Raw genomic sequence first — 19,007 nt, forward strand, 5'->3', positions numbered from 1 at the left:
TGCAAATAAAGGTTATTCAAATAAAAGGCAAATGCTCTACTTTGCCAAAAAAAAGGCAAAATAAAGATACATATCCAAAGCACAGAATGGTAAATTAGAGCACAAACTAAAGCATTAATAATCAATCGAATAAAATTATAAAAAGGCATTTAGAGCACAAGATAGTGACAAACAAATTAATAACAATGTTTCCCGATTAGTCACCTATACGAAAGAATTTAGCCTGACAATCAACATACATTTCGCTGTTCCCGATAATCTTTCGGTGTCATCCCGAATCGACGGGTAAATTCTTTATAAAAATAAGACCGACTGGAAATACCGACTTCCATAATAACATCTTGAATAGAGAGTTCTTCATCAAGTAACAGACGAGCTGCCTTTTCCATACGATAACTCTTTATTAATTCACCGGGAGCAGTGTTCGATATTTCCTTGAATTTACGATAGAACTGACGGGAACTCATTGCCATACGATCGGCTATCAACGTTGAACCCAATTCTTCCTTGTCCAGATTTTCTTCAATCACCTTTAACAGTTTGCGAATAAAATCAGCCTGTTCGGTAGTTGTACAGACAATTTGTCCCGCCAAATCTCCCAGTTCTTCCATATATATCTGCTTTGCTTCCCGCTTTCCATAAATAGCATTATGAACAACTTCCCGCAAGAATAATATATCATAAGGAAGTACAATATAAGAATCAGACCACAAGATCAGCTCCCGCTGAATGGCCGAACCAACTTTCCAGGTTAACAACGGAATAAAAGCCGTCTTTGAAAGCAGGGTACGATTCCGACTAACATACTCCATAAAAGTACTTTCAGCATTCGCATACATTGTCATATCCACTAGTAATAGAGCCGGAGCCGACCGGCGAATTTCTTCAAAAGCAAGCTGCACACTCTTTACTTGATGAACCACGTATTCATCAGCCAGGAAATTACTAATTAACCAAGTCATTTCGTCTCTGTCTTCCAACAAAAGCACAGTTTTCTTCCCTTGTTCACCTGCCACTGTCAAGACCGCCGGTTCAAAGATAATCGTCAACCGGCTGCCACTCTCATCAGTATCACAACGAAGAACGGCATGAATACGTTCCAAAGCTGACCGTACAAAACCTAATAGTAAATGTACAGCAAACACATGATCAGAATCTTTCTCCGTTACTGAAGAAGCTTTATCAGAAAGATATTCATACAATGCTTTCACAGTAGCATCTTTAGAAGAAAAATGTAGCTGCATCTTGCCATCCTGTTCTGACATTTCTACTATTACGCCATGGGTACCTTTCATTTCAGTAATCCGTAGGTAACAGCAATAAAGGATGCTGTACAATGCGTTCTTGTAAACTGGAAATGTTAAATGTTCCGGAATCATTGACGATATAGAAGAATGATCAATCCCTTGTTCTTCTAACGTACGTAACACCTCTTGAGAAACTCCCTGTATACTCATACGTGCAGAAACAATAAACCGATCCGGAAAGAATTGTTTAAGTTCTTCCAAACATAGAGTGTCAGGATTAAGAAGTGCGGTCATCACCGTTTCGCGTATCAGTGACACTTTCTCAAGACACTGCTCATAAGAAAGATTCTCTGCACGCAATTGGTCACAATAATTATAAATAAGAGTAAAATCTTCAAGTATCCTACGGTCAGTATAAACGGTTTCGGATTTCCGGCAACTTTCTGTCCCCATCAGTGTTTTCATCATCCGTTCCTGAAGGTAGTTTTTACGTAGCAAATATATCACGTACCCCAACAGCAACAGGAAAATAATAAAATAAACAAAATAAGCCGGCACTGAACGATACCAGGGAGAGAGGATATATACCGGAATAGAAAAATGCCGATATTCTGTATCAAACACATCTCTCTTATAACGTACCTTAAAGATATAATCACCAGCCGGCACTCCCGTATATGAGGCCTCATTAATACTACTAAAAGATGTCCAGTCTTTATCATATCCTTCCAACTGGTAAGAGTATTCTATGTCTTCTCCTGATAAAAAATCCGGAACAACAAAAGAAAGTGCAAACGAAACCTCCGTCCCCTTCAACTGCAATGCCTTACCATCATCCGTATAATAATCTCCATCTCCCCGAACCACTTGCGTATGTCCAACAGTCAACTTACGCAACAAAATATCCGGATAAAATTCCGGAGCAGCCTGCACCTCTTTATCCAGATAAAGCAACCCGTCAATCCCACCGAAAAAAAGTTCCTGTGTATATGGACACATATAATAAGCATCATCACTAAACTCACCGATCTGAACACCTGCACTGTAAAAGTAAGCATGTGATGAGCCATTTATCGGATTATATTTAATCAGTCCCCGATTCGTACCAAGCCATAAGAGTCCGTTTTCATCTTCAAGTACACCATGAATCATATCATTAAGCAAACCTTGCTCCCGTCCGATATAGGTAGCTTTCATCTGTTTCCCATTAAAATTCAGACATACCAATCCTGATGTTGTCCCCACATACAACAGCCCTTCTTTGGTCCGATACAGACTAAGTACATCATCTACCGACTTATGAAGTATTTCTTTCAAAGAAATCACCTTATATTCTTCTGTCCGCTTATCAAACCGTACGAGTCCTTTCTCGCGGCTGCCAAGCCACAAAATTGAATCACCCTCGGGCAGCATTGGATAGAACATCGTAATTTCTCGCTGACCATGAAAAAAATGATATTTTTTTTGCGACTTGAAACGAACGGCACCTGCCTGCTTCTCAAGTACCAGTTTATGAAAACCGGAACCGGCTGTCACCACATAAAGTACACTATCATTTTCCTCATAAATACCATGTATCTCGGTGGGTTGTGCCGGCAGGTTCTCTACAGAATGCAAAGCTTGATCTTCAAAAGAATAATAGAAAAGTCCCGGATCACCAGATCCTATCCAAAAACCATCCATGTAACGGCTTTGAACCAATTTATAAACGGGGAATTCTTTATTCCACCGTATATAAGACGCAACACTTTGTTTGCCTTCAGGAGAATAGACTGTAACCGCAGAAGCCTCCTCACTCTTACGATAATCCGGTACATACAACAGTCCATCACCTTTCGTCCCGAACCATAGCCCACCACAATTGTCTGTCATAACAGAACGTACCTGCCTACTTAAATTAGGTGACAGTTGATTGAGCATCAAATTGGTGGCAATAGAATATTTTTTCGCATACATAATCGTCCCTTGTCCGTCTGAAGCAACCCATAACACATTCTGATGAGGATCTCGATAAATATTGTATATACGTACATTCCGGTCGATCACTTCTTCTTTATATTTTTGTGATGTACGGAGACGGACTAACCCATTCGTTCTAAACCCAATGATAATATCTTCATAGAAAAGAGCTATTCCTGCAATTGTTCCATACTTTTGCACTAATGAAGAAAGGTTACGAATATAAATTTTAGATTGTCGGGAAATATCATAAACATAAAGATCATGTTCACTATCGATAAAACAAAGAACACCATTTTGATAAAAGACATCTGCAATAGGTTTTGCATGAAAATTAGTAGATGAAACAGTTGAATGAATTGATAATGTGTCACAATCAAAAGCATCCTGCGAAACCTGTAACAGCTCCCCTGTATATTGAGTAAAAATCCACAAAACGCCATCATCCGTTACGAATGCCCGTCTATCCATATCCTCTACAGATACTTTCAAATTCTTAATCTGTACAAACCGTTTGTAAGATGTATTATAATAGAAAATCCCATTATGACTCACCACCCATGTGTTTCCTTTAGAATTGGAATGTAGATAATAATCATCTGTAAAGTCATAATATCCGACAACTTGCCGCGATTCCTGTGAAAGACGATTGATCCCCAAATGTGTAGAAATCCACAAACAATTATTATCTGCCTGCTGAATAGAATGGATTACATTATTACTCAAAGCTTTGGGGGCTGAAAAATCAGAACGAAAAACTTCCATGTTTCTGCCGTCATAACAATTGACACCATCGTATGTACCGAACCACATCAACCCTGTATTGTCTTGAAAAAGACAAAGCACAGCACTATTGGATAATCCTTGCTGATAATCTACTTTCCGGAAGATATATGAATCTTTACCGCCATCTGCTTGACAGACCAATGAATAAATCAATAAAACAAAAGACAAAATCAAGCGTATTTTCATTGTGTTAATCATTAATATCATCTATTAAATATCAGGCAATCGCTTATATGTTTTGTTTCGCTACACGAAAAAAAATTGCCACTAATAATCGATGTCTTTAATTCACTTCACACAAAGATACGTTTTTATACGGAAAATGCAATCTATTTTATCAAATAGACGCATTTCCAAACATATTAATACCCCCAATTAAACAAATTCCATTAATATTTCACTACAATACTCCCCATTGTATATTGGGTGTATCCCCCAGCCACAATTCAAGTATACCCCCTTGTGCCAACACCATATGAGGAAGTTGATAAGAATTATACTCTTTACCATTCAACCGGGCACGCTGTATGTAACAATTCGTTGAAGAATTATTGTATGTCTTGATTTTGAAAGTTCTCCCCTTGTAATATGCAGTATCCAGTTGTATTGTCACTTCGTCAAAAATAGGACTAGTGATATCATACACCGGATTTTGCCGGGAACCTCCGTCAAGACTGAATAATCCCACTGCCATCAAAACTCCTATGCCTCCCATCTGTCCCTGATCTTCATCGTGACCGCCATAACCTTTATCCGGAGTAACAGCTCCGTAAGCTTGTTCCTTCACCCTACGCACCCAATATTGCGTCATCCACGGCTTTCCGACATGAGAAAAGACATGAGCATTAGAACATCCCGGCTGATTGGCATAACTAACGGTTCCACTTCCATAACCATATACAAAATCCATGGAAGAAGCCTGTTCAAAAGCATAATTCAGCATAGAACACAAGCTATCATTTCCTCCCATAAGTTCCGCCAAACGAGGTATATCATGTGAAATACCGAATGTAGCTTGCCATGCATTAGCTTCTATATACCCGCTGCCACTTGTCAAATCAGTATGTAACCAAGTGCCGTCTTTATGTCGCGGCAGAATCAACTTCTTTTCGTTATTAAAAGAAGTCCACCAGCCCGATGAACGCTTACGGTAATAAGCATAATCTTTCTTCATTCCCATACGGTCAGCCATTTCACTCAAAGCCCAATCTTCAAATGCCCATTGTATAGTCAATCCCGCATTATCCGGACAATAGCCATACTGCACATAAAAGTCTAATTCATTATCCATATCCAACGCTAACATACCACCTTTAGCATGATTTTTTTTCATCGCTTTATAACCGACTTTAGGTGACCATTTATGGGTAATATTTCTCTGATATGCACTTGTAATAAGCGATGTAGCAGGACAGCCGCTCATTATGTAAGAATATCCACCGGCACAAGGTCCACGTGGTAATAAATCACCATTCAGATCATATTCGATAAGAGAAGCTGCAAAATCATCCAAAACAGACGGATAAGCTATTCCCCAAAGTGTATTAAGATTCCATTGAGTTAACCAAAATGCATCAGAATTATACATATGATGTATCGATTGTCCGTTCTTATCTTTCCTAAGCTGCTTCACAGTCATTTGAGCCTGTAAAGTATGTGTTCCTTGGCGCACACCCTGTGTATAATCCGGATACTCTCCATTAAAATCGTCTATTTTATGGCGTCCCAAAAGTGTATGCCACAAATCTGTATAAAATTTCTTTTTCTGTACATCAGTACCTCCTTTTACATCTATCTTACCTAACCACTCATTCCATTCTAACTGCGATTCCCGACGAATACGATCAAAATCCCAATGATCACAACCCTGTTCCAGGTTCTCTTTCGCATTATCTACACTGACATAAGAGATAGCCATCTTAACTTGCAACCTATCCCCCGCTTCCATTTTATATTTAGCAGAAACACCAGATGTAGACGCGTCATAATAAGACCATCCTGCAACCTGCGGTTTGCTATCCATAGTACCTTGTATTTCATTAATATCATGTTTGTAATCAGTGCCTGCCCATCCGTCTAATTCATTGAAAGGACGATCGAATTGAGCAACAAAGAATATTTTGACCACATCAGGACCTCCCCACAAACGTCCCATAGTATCAAAAGATCCACTAATTTCATTTGGTCCACTACGTTTTACCTGAGCGTTAACCATCGTAGATGTCCCTACATACCCACCCAAGTTGAGTAGAATATCCGCTTCGCAATCTTTGGTATATGTCAATCTATAAAAACTGGCACGGTCTGTCGCCGTTTGTTCTACCCATGTATCATATTTTTCTAAATAAAGACGATGGTATCCCGGCTGCACCACCTCTCCGTCATGACTAAATGGTGATTTCCAATGCTGCTCTCCTAATGTTGGATCAATTCGCCCGGTGGTTGGCATGAGAGTCAGTCCAGATAACATCCAACAATGTACTTGCGGAAACCCCAGTACTTCCGTAGAATTATAATTATATCCTCCTCCATATTGATTTTTATTGCGGGTTAAAGGTGCAGCTCCAATCATACCAAAGGGCTGGTTGCCTGTGATAAAAAAGAAATATCGTCCGCGAGCTGATTCGATGTAAGGATCTACCCAGGAAACATAATCTTCATAATTTTCCGGAGCCGGATAAACTTCTATCTCCGACAAACCAAGATGTTCTCCATCTCCATCGGTTACCTCAAAACGAAGCCACCGAGTTTTTCTTGCTGGAAATGTGACAACTTTGGGTCTACCGTCATTAGCGATTTCCCAAACATTGATACGACTACCATCACTAAAATGAAGAATACCGCTTGCTGTATGTGTTTTCTCTTCCGGGCGATCGTATAATACCACCTTATCAATATACACTTCTTGGTCCCAATCCAATTGGATCCAAGGATAATCTATTGCTCCCCAGAAAGTCTCTACACTTTTAGAAGCCCATTCTCCCTTTCCTATAACGCGAATCTGTCGATCAGTCACATTTTCCCCTTTGTGAAATTCATCAAGTACGGAAGATGCACTTACCCGGCTTTGTGGTGCTATATTATATGGAGAAGCATACACCATACACATAAAAAATAACGCTATAAGAAAAACCGGTAATCGTAATATAGCCATAATTATTGATTATACATTAATAAGTTTTTCATTATTATCTCCTGTCTGTCTGGTACATAATCCCTGAAGTCACCAGACTCAAACAATCATGTACCAGACAGCGAAGAAAAGCAGTGTTCAGTTTAAATTTCAAACAATGCTTACTACAACAATATTATTTTCGTTCGCAATATATACCAAACTCTGCAATTGAGGCAGTACCATTCGATTTTTGTACTTTCATGCGTACTGCATCTCCCCATACAGTATCGAAACGATGAATCTTCACACGCTGAGAAGTAGGTGCTTTACCTTCAAACAGCGTTTTCCAAGTATTACCTGTGCGATATTCAAGGCTATATTCTTGTAAACGATCATTATTACGATCAGTAATGACAATCATATTGAAAGGTTTCTCACGTTCAAGTGTAACCGAGTACCAAGGGTCTTTCACATTGTCGTTGCAGTTCCAGCAAGTACCGAAATCGTCATCGTTTGCAAAATCAAAAATAGCGTAGTCACTGCTCCAAGCACCTTCTGCCGGACGATATTTGGCTATGTTAGAAGCAATAATGGGAGCGTCACATGCCGGCACATCAGCCACATAGCCGTCATTCTTCCATAGCTTTCCGATTTCTTTCAATGCCTTCAAAGCGTTGGCATCAAACAGACCGTCTCTATTGGGAGCTACGTTCAGAATAAAGTTGCAATATGCCTTTCCCATCGGAATAATATTATCGTTTACCATTTGTGCCGGAGATTTCACCGGAGTAGTCGGGAAACTTTCTTTCCAGAACCAATTCTGCTGTAAAGGCAAGCAAGACAACGCAGGCAAGCGGTTCGTTTCCTTGGAGATGTGTTGTCCGGCTCCTTGTTCATAAGATTTGATATCCGTGTAGAACAAAGCTTCAGTAGGATATTTTGCAGCGTTCAGATCCATCACCAAACAATTAGGCTGAATCGATTTAATCAGACGATAGATATCCTCGAAAGGAACATCATCATAGGAGATACGCGACCAAGGTGCATCCCAACCATCAATAATGATAGCTTTGATTTCTCCGTAGTTTGTCAGCAGTTCACGGAGCTGTCCTTTAATCATCTCAATATGTTTCGGTGTAATACAGTTCGGACGCAAACGAGCGTGTGTGTCAAGGATAGAATAATAAAGCATTACTTCCAATCCTTCGGCACGGAACGCATCTGCATATTCTTTTACTACATCACGTTTGAAAGGGCTGCTCATTACGCTGTAATCAGTTGTCTTGGTATCCCAGATACAGAAACCGCTATGGTGCTTAGTGGTCAAACAGCCATAAGTCATGTTGGCAGATTTTGCAGCTTTTGCCCATTGCTTGCAATCCATTTTTTTAGGGTTAAAAAGTTCAGGAGAAGCATCCGGATCCGGCCAATCTTCATTGAAGAAAGTAGGCATGTTAAAGTGAATGAACATACCGCAACGAAGATTTACAAACTCCTGTTGTAATTGGTGTAGTGATTTGGTCTGAGCATTGGTATGCAGTGCTGCAACCATACACAAACAGATAAGTGCGAAAAGTTTTTTCATGACTCTCATTGTTTTTTGTAGTTATACATTAATAATTTGTTATCGGTTATTTAGTTATTTTTTAAAGAGTTTCCGGGCGTATCTCCCATTATCAGTTCGAGCGTTCCGCCTGCCACAATATCTTTAAAGTCGATGTAACATTTATCATACTCCTTACCGTTCAGACGGGCACGCTGTATATAGCAGTTCGTCTTCGAATTGTTGCGGGTCCGGACAACAAACTCTTTTCCTTTAAAGTAATCACTATCGAGCCGGATGCGCACTTCGTCGAATACGGGGCTAGTGATTTCATAGCGCGTTGTCGCCGGACAAGAGGGATGTATGCCGGCTGCCGCCAATACATACCATGCCGACATCTGTCCCACATCCTCATTGCCCACCATTCCTTCTACCGAGTTGTGGTAGGCATTCTCACAGATGCGACGTGTCCATTTCTGCGTCAGCCAAGGAACATTTAAGCGGTTGAACAGGAAAGGTACGAGATGCACCGGTTCATTGGCATGATTATAGTAATCATTCCAGCGGATACTCTCGGGAGCCTTGTCGAAAAGCGCAGTCAGCTCTGCCAATGCTTTCTCCTTGCCGCCCATGAGCTGCACCATGCCGTCAACGTCATGCGGAACAAACCAGCCCTGCTGATACAAGTTAGACTCTTCGCAGCCGAAACTGTAGGCTGTGCGCGCATCGTCACGCCAAGGGGCATATGCACCGTCTTCCTGACGCGGGTAAAACCATCCCACTTCCGGATTGAACGTATTACGGTAGTTCTGCCCCCGTTTGCTGTAAAATTGTGCATCGTCTTCGTGTCCCAAGACCTTGGCAAGCTGTGCAAGGCACCAATCAAAGTAAGCATATTCCAACGTCTTCGACACGCTCATCACCGAGTATCCTCGCTCACCATTGCCGAAACGTTCGGCAGTGTTGCGGGCATAGCGGTAGGCCTTTTCCACATCGTATTGACGGATACCTTTCAGATAGGCATCCGTCAATACAGATATCGCCGGATTGCCAATCATACAACCACTATAAGCATTCAGAAACTCCCAACGGTCGTAATATTCATGTCCACTCTCCTCGGCCAACGACACCAACGAGTTGATTTCATCGTTCACCATACGCGGGTTGATAATAGTCTGGAGTGGGAATTGGCTACGGAATACATCCCAACCGCTGAATATTGTACGTTTGGCAAAGCTTTCACTGCGATGCACCTTTCCATCTCCTCCCGTATAACGTCCGTCTACATCAGCTATAATACGAGGATCGATCATGGTGTGATAGAGGGACGTATAGAATATTGTCTTTTCATCCTCGCTTCCTCCTTTCACTTCCATTCGCGAAAGCTGACGGTCCCAACTTGCTACAGCCTCTTTGTGCACTTGGTTAAAGTCTTTTTGAGCAATTTCGCTGCGGTAGTTGCGTTCCGCACCGTCCATATCAACAAACGAAATACCCACCTTCATCGTCACTTCCTCGCCTGCCTGCGTAATAAACTCCGTAAAGAAGCCGATGTGCTTGCCTTCCATCTCACGCCCGCCTTTGGTAACGACAGCTTTCGACACCTGCGTCAGATAAGGTACGCTCACCACATCACCGTTTCTGCGGCTCCATCCGTCGGGGATGTCAGCACTCCAAAAACCGTAGTCCCTCAGCGGTTTACTGAACACGACATAAAAGTAAACGGTGTAGTTGGCTTGTCCCCAGCCGTCCCCCCAACCACCTCCTTCGGGTGTACACTTCATCCATCCGCAGATGGTATGTTCATCTTTTACCTGTACATATTGAGCCACAGAAGTACCACCTACACGCCGCGCCAAGTCTATCTGTATGCGCGACTGATTATGTTCAGGATAAGTGAACCGAAGCATACCGCAATGCGGAGCGGCTGTAGTTTCCACTTTAATATTATAGTCGGTCAAAGCCACACTGTAATATCCAACCGAAGCCTTTTCCGTCGCTTTATCGTAAGCCGAGCGATACCCCTGTATGGAGCCGTCTTCACGACCGGCTATGACCTGTAACCTACCAGTAGTGGGCATGGTCAGCAGATTGCCCAAGTCACCATACCAACCCACTCCGCTCATTTGTGTAAAGGCAAAACCCTCTATCGTTCGGTGTTCATCGCTGTAGCCCGGTGCATGGTCGCCTCCAGTTATCGTCTGAGGACTTACCTGAACCACCCCAAAAGGGGTGGTTGCTCCCGGAAAAGTCTTTCCCAAACCATGATAACTTCCGGCCAATTCCATACTGGTACTTGCTCCGATGAAGGGATTGACATAACGAGACAAGTGTTTATCGGCTGCCATCCCTACACCATTTCCGCAGAGGGTGGCAAAAACGATAAGGCAAAGTATGTATTTCGCTGTTCTCACAATCTAAAAAAGTTAGTTTTATTATTCTTCCTTTCTCTGCATCTTCATCCACATACCACCGTTCTCGGTAGCATCTGTATCCAGACACAACAAGTAAATGTAGAATTTATTATCACCAGCTACCTTCAAGCGGTCATAACGGACCACAAACAGCCCTTTCTCGTTAAACCAAGTATCTAACAAAGGTTTGGTGTATGCATTCATATCTTTTACCTGTTGAGGGCTCATCGTATTACCGCAAGTTTCACCCTCACCCGACAAATTAGTGAAGCGTATCCAATCTTTATCCACATTGTTCACCCGGATATTAGCTCCCGGTTCACTACTTCTAAAAGCAAGGTTTGCAAACCACCATGACCAAATGACCAACGGACGCTGCGTGCAATCCGCATTTTTCCATCCAAAGTCATATTTCATGAGGTTGATGTCCGCTATAGTGCCGCCATCTGTGAAAGAACCTTTTGTGCATTCCCAGATTTCATCACAGGCAGCACCCTTATTCTGCTCCTTACAGAACGAAAATTCTTTGCCTGCCGTCACGTAATCAAAATCAGTTACAGCATCCTTGTTCGAAATGAATGTCACACCGGACATTCCTTCAACAACCACCGTTTCGCCACTACAATCTATGGCTTTAAACGCATAAGTATTTCCATCCAATGCCTTGATTCCTTCCACCGGAGTTTTCAATTTAAATACTTTTCCCTCTTTTATCAGCATTGATTCGTAATATTGCGTATGCCCGTTCACATCATTTCCACTCTTATTTTCAAGCGTAACAATCTTCACAGAAACATCTGAAACACCAGCCAATGCCAAACCATAATAGCCGATCAGATTGCCGGAAGCATCACAAATCACTTGATTATCCAATAGGTTCTTGGCAAATAATTCTGTAAACTCCGCTTTAGGTGCCACTTTAGTCTCTATATAACTTTTCGCCACCGTATGCAACTCCATCTTTCTGCCGGTAGCCACACCGACCAATATCAGTTTAGTGCTTTCCTCTGCTCTAGTAGCGTCTACTGCCGGAACTTCAGTGATAATAAATTTCGTATCCACATATTCCGGACTTAAGTTCTGAAAATGAACATTACATTTATCAATGGTCAACTCTACCGCTTTACCACTTGTTGCAAAAGCAGTCTTCACTTCTATTGCTTGTTCCAAGAAATCGGAATCAAGAATTACCGTTCCGTCCTTGCTAAACTGAAAGAAGAATTCACGTCCCTCACATTCAGTCATCCAACAACCCTCCGACGCATTATAAAGTACTTCTTTCACATCCGATGACTTCAACCGATCACTCTCGCCATATCCTACGTCACTCAAATCAATTGTGTTGCATCCCCACAAAAGGAACATACACAATACACCGTATATATATGATAATTTATTCATGTTTATGTTTATTGATGATTGTTCAAGAATTTCTTTACTTCAGCCACATATTCATTCCATAAGTCTTCCATAGACATGTCAGGATAGCTTTCTTTCAGGATATATTTCACTGCATACTCCAAACTCCAGTCGTTAGTCAGTGCATCCATCTTAACAGTCCATGGCAGCATGCGCACAAAGTCACCGTTATAAATTCGCAGCCAGCTCATGAAAGCGCCAGAGGTGTTATAATCAATCTGCCAAACATAAACCTTGTTATCCTGCGGGTCTTTATACGGTTTCTCAATCGCAGCTTTGTATTCATTAATCTGACCTTCCGTGGCGAGTCCGAAGAATCCGCCGTTGGAGATTTTCACTGCATCCGGCCACCCTTCCTGATATCCCTGCTTATCGCAATCTTCACCCTTCTTCTCATAATGTCCTTTGTGGGGCATCCATTCTACACAGTGCCCCATTTCGTGCATCACTACAGCCTGCATATCGGGTAGTAACCACCAGGCGTCACTGGTCAAATTGTTTTCCGATGCCGGATAAACAATACAACGTCCTTCATTATGGCTTGGATAGTCGAAGGCATAAGCCCCTCCAGTCTGTTCTTTCTTAATCATGAAAGTCAAATTTTCGTAAGGGTCGCAAGCAATGTTGTGAGGCTCGAACGACATGGTAGCACAGTCCATATAATACCATTTGCGGAACTCTTCCTGCGTTGCGTCCGCACCACTATATCTGTTGTACAGCCATTCTACAGTACGTAAATTCGAGTTGCTTTCAAAATGTATTTTCAGCGGATTGCTCTGACGTTCTCGAAACTCTTTCCAAGCCATATAATTCATATTCAACGTCATCTCTGCATTGGCAAGGTGTTCGCTCAAATTTGTCCAGTCGCTGTATTGTTTGTTTCCTTCTTTGTCTACGTAGATAGAGCGGAAACGGCAATCACGTGCGCCGTGTTTGGTAGTAACCACTACTGTACGGAAACGACTCAAGTTCAGCGTAGCATTCGGCAGTCCGTTGTCTCTCTTCACGGTCAGGTTACCGAAATCGCCTATGTTGGGAATCATCACGCGTTTCTCTTTTGTTTCGGTGAGCAGGGAAGCGAACTCTACTTCGGCTCCCACATACTCGTTTTTCTTCTCCCACGCATCGTTACCACCGTCCCAAATGATGTAAAGTTCGTTCAGGTAATCATCATACTTTGCCTCGGAAATTGGAGCAGGTGCATAACCTGCTACCATAGCTCCATTTTTCGGGCTTTCCCAGCTTCCTTTATAAATGTCAGGAATCTGATATCCGTCTTCCTCGCCATAGCATCCACTCATGGTCAACGACACCAAAAGCCCCAATGCCATATTTTTCCAATATTTTGTATTCATTACTTCTAAAAATGTGTTTAACAATTAAATTTACCAACCTAAGTTCTGTACCAATTCGGGGATACGACGGATGTCATCGTAAGGGATCGGCATGAAATATTGTTTCTTTGAGAAGTTGGCACGATTTTCGAGCAGGGTACGTGCAAAGAAGTCCGGATAATCCTTATCCATATTCATACCGTACACATTACCACCCTCGCCACCTTTGTGATATTCGGGATAAATCCAGTGATCGGGATCATTGTTGCCTTCGGCCACTTTCCAACGACGAACGTCGAAGAAACGGTTCCACTCGAACGCCAACTCCACAATACGTTCGCGACGGATACGGTTGAGCAAGTCATTCTTTGTCTTCGGACAAAACACTTTCCCGCCCTCATTAGTGAATGAGTATTCGGGGATACCGGCACGCTCACGAATCTGGTTCAATTGCAATAGTGCGCCTTCCAAGTCGTCACACATACAGAGTGTTTCAGCATATCCTAAAATCATATCAGCCACACGAAGCGTGGGAGAGAACATTTTAAAACCGTCATCTTCCGTAGCTTTTGCTCCCTTACGGATTAGGTAGCCTGAGTCGGGACAGTCACCGGAAGCTTTCGATTTACCGCAGGTTCCACGTGCACCATTTGTAAAATCCGTACGATGTTCTTCGTTTTGACTGCCATGGTTCAGCCAGATAGAACCATTGTAAGTGACATTTACATAGAAACGTGCCTCACGGTCTTTCCACTGTTTCAATACATACGAATTGTCTGCATCGAAATATTTCAATTCGGTATCATTCTCGTCATAACACTGTCCGGAAGTAAAGTTACTAGCAGAAGGTACTCCTTCAAATTTGTTATAAGAGGGGTCACGGTCTATTGTCAGCCCATTCTTTGTAAAGAACATATCCACTGTTTCTTGTGTAGTATAATAACCTCCACCACCGCTCACACTAGTGTCTTCGAAACCTGAGAACTTAGGACAAGTCCAGTAAGTGTAGTCCCATTGGTCGCGCAATTTTACCATAATCAGTTCGTTGAAGATGACATCATAGTTCTTCGTATAGAAAGCAGCAATAGCACGACAGGACTTGTAGGGGTCGAGCTTACCATTCGTATATACTTTCGTCAGCCCGTAGTTCTGCGAAATGGCGAAGTTGAAGAACTCTTTATAAGCTTCGTTGGCTTTATTCCATTTAGTGGGATCCTCCGTCTGCGGGAAAAGTTGTTTGCCATCTAAGTTTTTGACAGATGCCATATCTGTGTTTCCATTAAACAGCGGGCTTGCCCAATATAAATATAACTTAGCTTTCAAAGCCTTGCAGATACCTACGTCCATACGTCCCAAGTTATTTTTGGAAACTCGGTTCGGCAGATCGCCTGAATCAATAGCCTTTTGCAATTCATTAGCGATAAACTCCACACATTCATCTACTGAGTTGCGCACCTTAATCAATTCTTCTTTAGAAGCATCCAAAGGTATCGGATCTTCGCCAATCAAAGGTACAGGGCCATAAATGCGAAGCAACTCAAAATAATAGTAAGCACGTAGTACACGCGCCTCTTCTTTCCAACGTCCACGTACGGAAGCACCTACTTCCTGACATTTGTCTACGTTCTGAATGAAGGTGCTTGCTTTGGCAATCGCTTGATAATAGTCTGTAAAGTAGCGGCTGGCCTGGCTATAAGAAGCAGTAGCCGCTCCTGTTGTCCATTCTGCATACGTCTTGTTCCAACGGTTGGCTCCTTCCAATGACGCTTCGGTAAAAATCGCTCCGTTCATGTTTGCGTCCACATGGAGCACATCGCCCACCTCACGAATATAGCTGTATACATTATTCAGATATTGCTCTGTGCGTTGCTTTGAAGCAAACGTTTCTTCCAATCCGAACTGCTTGCCCGGAATAGTCTCAAAGAAATCGCTGCATGACGACATCCCCAAGCAAATCAAAGCTGCTGCAACATATTTTCTTATTTCTGTTTTCATACTTTTCTTTTTAGACTCGGTTAAAAATTAAACTTAAGACCTATTGAATAACTTGATACGTTAGGATAAGCTGTACCGTTAGATGTATTCAATTCCGGATCCCACAATTTGAACTTAGAGAACGTGAGCAGGTTGGTTCCCATTAGATAGATCTGTGCGTTCTTAATTAACAGCGGATCTGTCCACTTCTTAGGCAGCGTGTATGAAATGTTAACTTGCTTCAAACGCAAGAAACTGACATCTTTCACCCACCATGAACTTGGCTTCACGTTATTGTTGTTACCGTCGCTCCCCACTGATAAACGAGGATAGAACACGTCCTGATTAGTAGGATTGTCCGCACTCCAACGGTCGGTAATATTTGCAAATACGTTGTCGCGTCCTTCATCATCCCAGAATGGTTTTATAGAAATGCCGTCCAAATAGCGGTCAGCCTGTGCGTTTCCTTGGAACAAAGCACTGAAAGAGAAGTTACCAACTTGCAAATCTGCTCCGAATCCGTAATAAATTCTCGGAACGTCCCCACGGCCAATTACCGTTTTATCGTAATCGTCAATCACACCGTCATCATTCAAGTCGCGATATTTAATATCACCCACATGAACCGTACCAAACTGTTTGGCATGGTCGTCAATCTCGTCCTGACTGGTAAATAGTCCATCAGCAATATATCCCCAAATAGCATTCACGTTTGTTCCACGAGTTTCCATCCATGGATAGTCTACAGGCGGCTGATCGTTTTCTATAATCTTATCTTTGTTGAAGGTCATATTACCACGTACGGTAAGGAAGGCGTTTTTACCAATCTTCTGCGTATAGTCCAGCGCAATTTCAACCCCCTTATTCTCTACAACCCCCAAATTGGCATAAGGATTCTCAATCCATCCTGCATAGCTCGGCACAGTGCTTCGCTGTAAGAAGATATTATCACGGCGTTCCTTAAAGAAGTCAATTACAAATGAAAGGTTGTCGTTTAGTAATTTCAGATCGATACCCAAATCCTGCTTGCATGATTTAGACCAAGTGACATTCACACCATACTTTTCTTCGCCATAACCGCTGGCACCACTATGCGAGGTACCAAACCAAGTGCCACGTAAACCTCCAAATACACCTTGATACATAAAACGACGTCCTGTAGCCGTATCACTACCTACCCAACCATGTGTATAACGGAATTTCAAGAATGATATATATTTGCGTAACGATTCCCAAAATGGCTCATTAGAAACTGCCCAACCCAAACCGAATGCGGGAAAAGTACCGTAGCGCTTACCTGGGGTGAAGTTTTCCGAACCATTAATACCTAAATTGAATTCAGCAAAATAACGGTCATTCCAAGAATAGGTAGCACGTCCGGCAAAACCACGCTGCTTGTAAGCCATGCCTCCAATGACATCAGAAGCATTTAAATCCCAGTATATTTTCTGGTTATAAAGCAACAAAGCACTTACACGATGTGCACCGAAATCGCGTTCATAATTTAAAGAAGCCTCCGTATAAACGGTGCGGTTGCTCGAATGAGTAGGAATGTCAAGCGTCAAGTTTCCGTCTGCTTCACCCAATACGTCATACAAATATTCCCCTGTTTCTGCATCAAATAAGGTATCTTCAATCCAAAGCCCGTTTTCGTCTGTAGCTCCTTTAAACTTATACATTGGTTCGCTACGGTTGTAGTTTCTACGACGTGAATTATAGGTGTCGAACGCTATCATTGCAGAAGCAGAAAGTCCTTTGCTCCATTTCCAGAAGTCCAAATCCTGCTTTACACGTACATTTGAGTTCAACTGAGTGCTGAATTCATCATAATAACCTCCACGAGCCAACTTACCATAAGGATTGAATTTCTGCTGCGTATTGATGCCCGGAATCATTCCATTGGGCAATACCATCGGATAAATAACCGGATTGACATCCATACAAGAGGCATATAAGGATGCAGCGCTGCTTTGTGGATAGTGTCCCTGTCCCAAATAGCCGAAAAATCCTAAGTCAATAGCCGTCTTTGTTGTAGGCTTCAAATTTAAGTTTGAAGTAAAGTTGTATCGTTCATACTTCATCGACGTATTATAATTCTCCAGCTTGAAGTTACGTGTCATACCGTTTTCGCCATAATAGCTCAATGAAGCATAATAGCTTGCCTTCGGCGCACCACCACGAATATTGATGTTGGCACGGCGATTGTGTCCCCAATCGTTGAATAATTCGTTTGCCCAATCTACGGCCGGATACAGATACGGATTATACAAACGAGGATTATCATTCGGTAACAAGCCGTTCGATTTCTTCGTAGCATCGATATACGCTTGAGAATAAGCAATGGTATTATTCTTATTCATTTGTGCTTCGTTGCGCGCTTCCATGTAAGTATAAGCATCGGCCATATCCACCTTTTTAGTCATGCGGGTGAGACTTTCATAATAATCCACGCTAAATGTCGGTTTACTGATGTGTCCGGGTTTTGTCTTTACAATTACCACACCATTAGCACCACGCACACCATACACGGCAGTAGCAGAAGCATCTTTCAACACAGTAAATGATTCAATGTCTTCCGGATCAATATTATTGAAACTACGTTCTACACCGTCCACAAGTACCAACGGACTAGAACTCTGCCCATTTTTAACTAATGTAGAAATACCACGAATCCAGATATCCGACTCGTCATGTCCCGGTTCACCACTGCGCTGCACAGCAACTACACCGGCAATACGTCCGGAAATAGCTGAAGATAATTTGGCAGCAGGCATTTTGATAGCTGAAGCATCCAATGAAGACTGTGCACCAACAACAGACACTTTACGTTGATTACCGTAACCTACCACTACCACCTCATCCAGCGACGATACATCTTCTACCAAAACAATATCCACCACTTTCTGTTTGCCAACTTTAACCTCCTGTGGTTTATATCCTATATAAGAGATTACTAAAACAGGATTCCCTGCTGACAATTTTAAAGTGTACTGTCCATTTGTATCGGTAATGGTACCGTTCGTCGTTCCTTTCTCCTGTACACTAACTCCAATGAGCATTTCTCCTTTCTCATCCGAGATACGTCCTGTGACCGAACCGCCCTGCGCACGCATTGTTACACTACACGTAAGCAATAATAGCAGCAGCCACAAAGACCTGATGCGATGTTTTTTCATTTCAAACAAATTCATACTACTTGTTTTAAATTAATAATAA

8 protein-coding genes are annotated in these 19,007 nt (G+C 42.2%); all 8 read right to left on the reverse strand.

From position 1 onward, the window contains the following. Positions 1-230 precede the first annotated feature (230 nt). Positions 231-4,190 (reverse strand): helix-turn-helix domain-containing protein, encoded by a 3,960-nt coding sequence (locus I2I04_RS05240; RefSeq protein ID WP_195654527.1) that lies wholly within the window; start codon positions 4,188-4,190, stop codon positions 231-233. A 202-nt stretch (positions 4,191-4,392) separates the two neighbouring features. Continuing rightward, entirely contained in the window at positions 4,393-7,146 is a 2,754-nt protein-coding gene (locus I2I04_RS05245) for a GH92 family glycosyl hydrolase (protein ID WP_195654528.1), read from the reverse strand. A gap of 154 nt (positions 7,147-7,300) precedes the next feature. Further along, positions 7,301-8,692, reverse strand: a complete 1,392-nt coding sequence (locus I2I04_RS05250; RefSeq protein ID WP_143259088.1) for an alpha-L-fucosidase — start codon at positions 8,690-8,692, stop codon at positions 7,301-7,303. Between the two features lie 50 nt (positions 8,693-8,742). After that, positions 8,743-11,064, reverse strand: a complete 2,322-nt coding sequence (locus I2I04_RS05255) for a GH92 family glycosyl hydrolase (protein ID WP_317192941.1) — start codon at positions 11,062-11,064, stop codon at positions 8,743-8,745. A 21-nt stretch (positions 11,065-11,085) separates the two neighbouring features. Further along, complete coding sequence (locus I2I04_RS05260; protein WP_195654529.1) at positions 11,086-12,465, reverse strand: hypothetical protein; 1,380 nt, start codon at positions 12,463-12,465, stop codon at positions 11,086-11,088. 8 nt (positions 12,466-12,473) lie between these two features. Continuing rightward, positions 12,474-13,838 (reverse strand): hypothetical protein, encoded by a 1,365-nt coding sequence (locus tag I2I04_RS05265; protein ID WP_195654530.1) that lies wholly within the window; start codon positions 13,836-13,838, stop codon positions 12,474-12,476. 30 nt (positions 13,839-13,868) lie between these two features. After that, positions 13,869-15,812 carry a RagB/SusD family nutrient uptake outer membrane protein gene (locus tag I2I04_RS05270; RefSeq protein ID WP_195654531.1) on the reverse strand — a complete coding sequence of 648 codons (1,944 nt, stop codon included), beginning with the start codon at positions 15,810-15,812 and terminating at the stop codon, positions 13,869-13,871. 20 nt (positions 15,813-15,832) lie between these two features. Continuing rightward, positions 15,833-18,982, reverse strand: a complete 3,150-nt coding sequence (locus I2I04_RS05275; protein ID WP_195654532.1) for a SusC/RagA family TonB-linked outer membrane protein — start codon at positions 18,980-18,982, stop codon at positions 15,833-15,835. Between the last annotated feature and the right edge of the window lie 25 nt (positions 18,983-19,007).

This window comes from Bacteroides sp. 1001136B_160425_E2 (genome assembly GCF_015559655.1).
Lineage (GTDB): Bacteria > Bacteroidota > Bacteroidia > Bacteroidales > Bacteroidaceae > Bacteroides > Bacteroides luhongzhouii.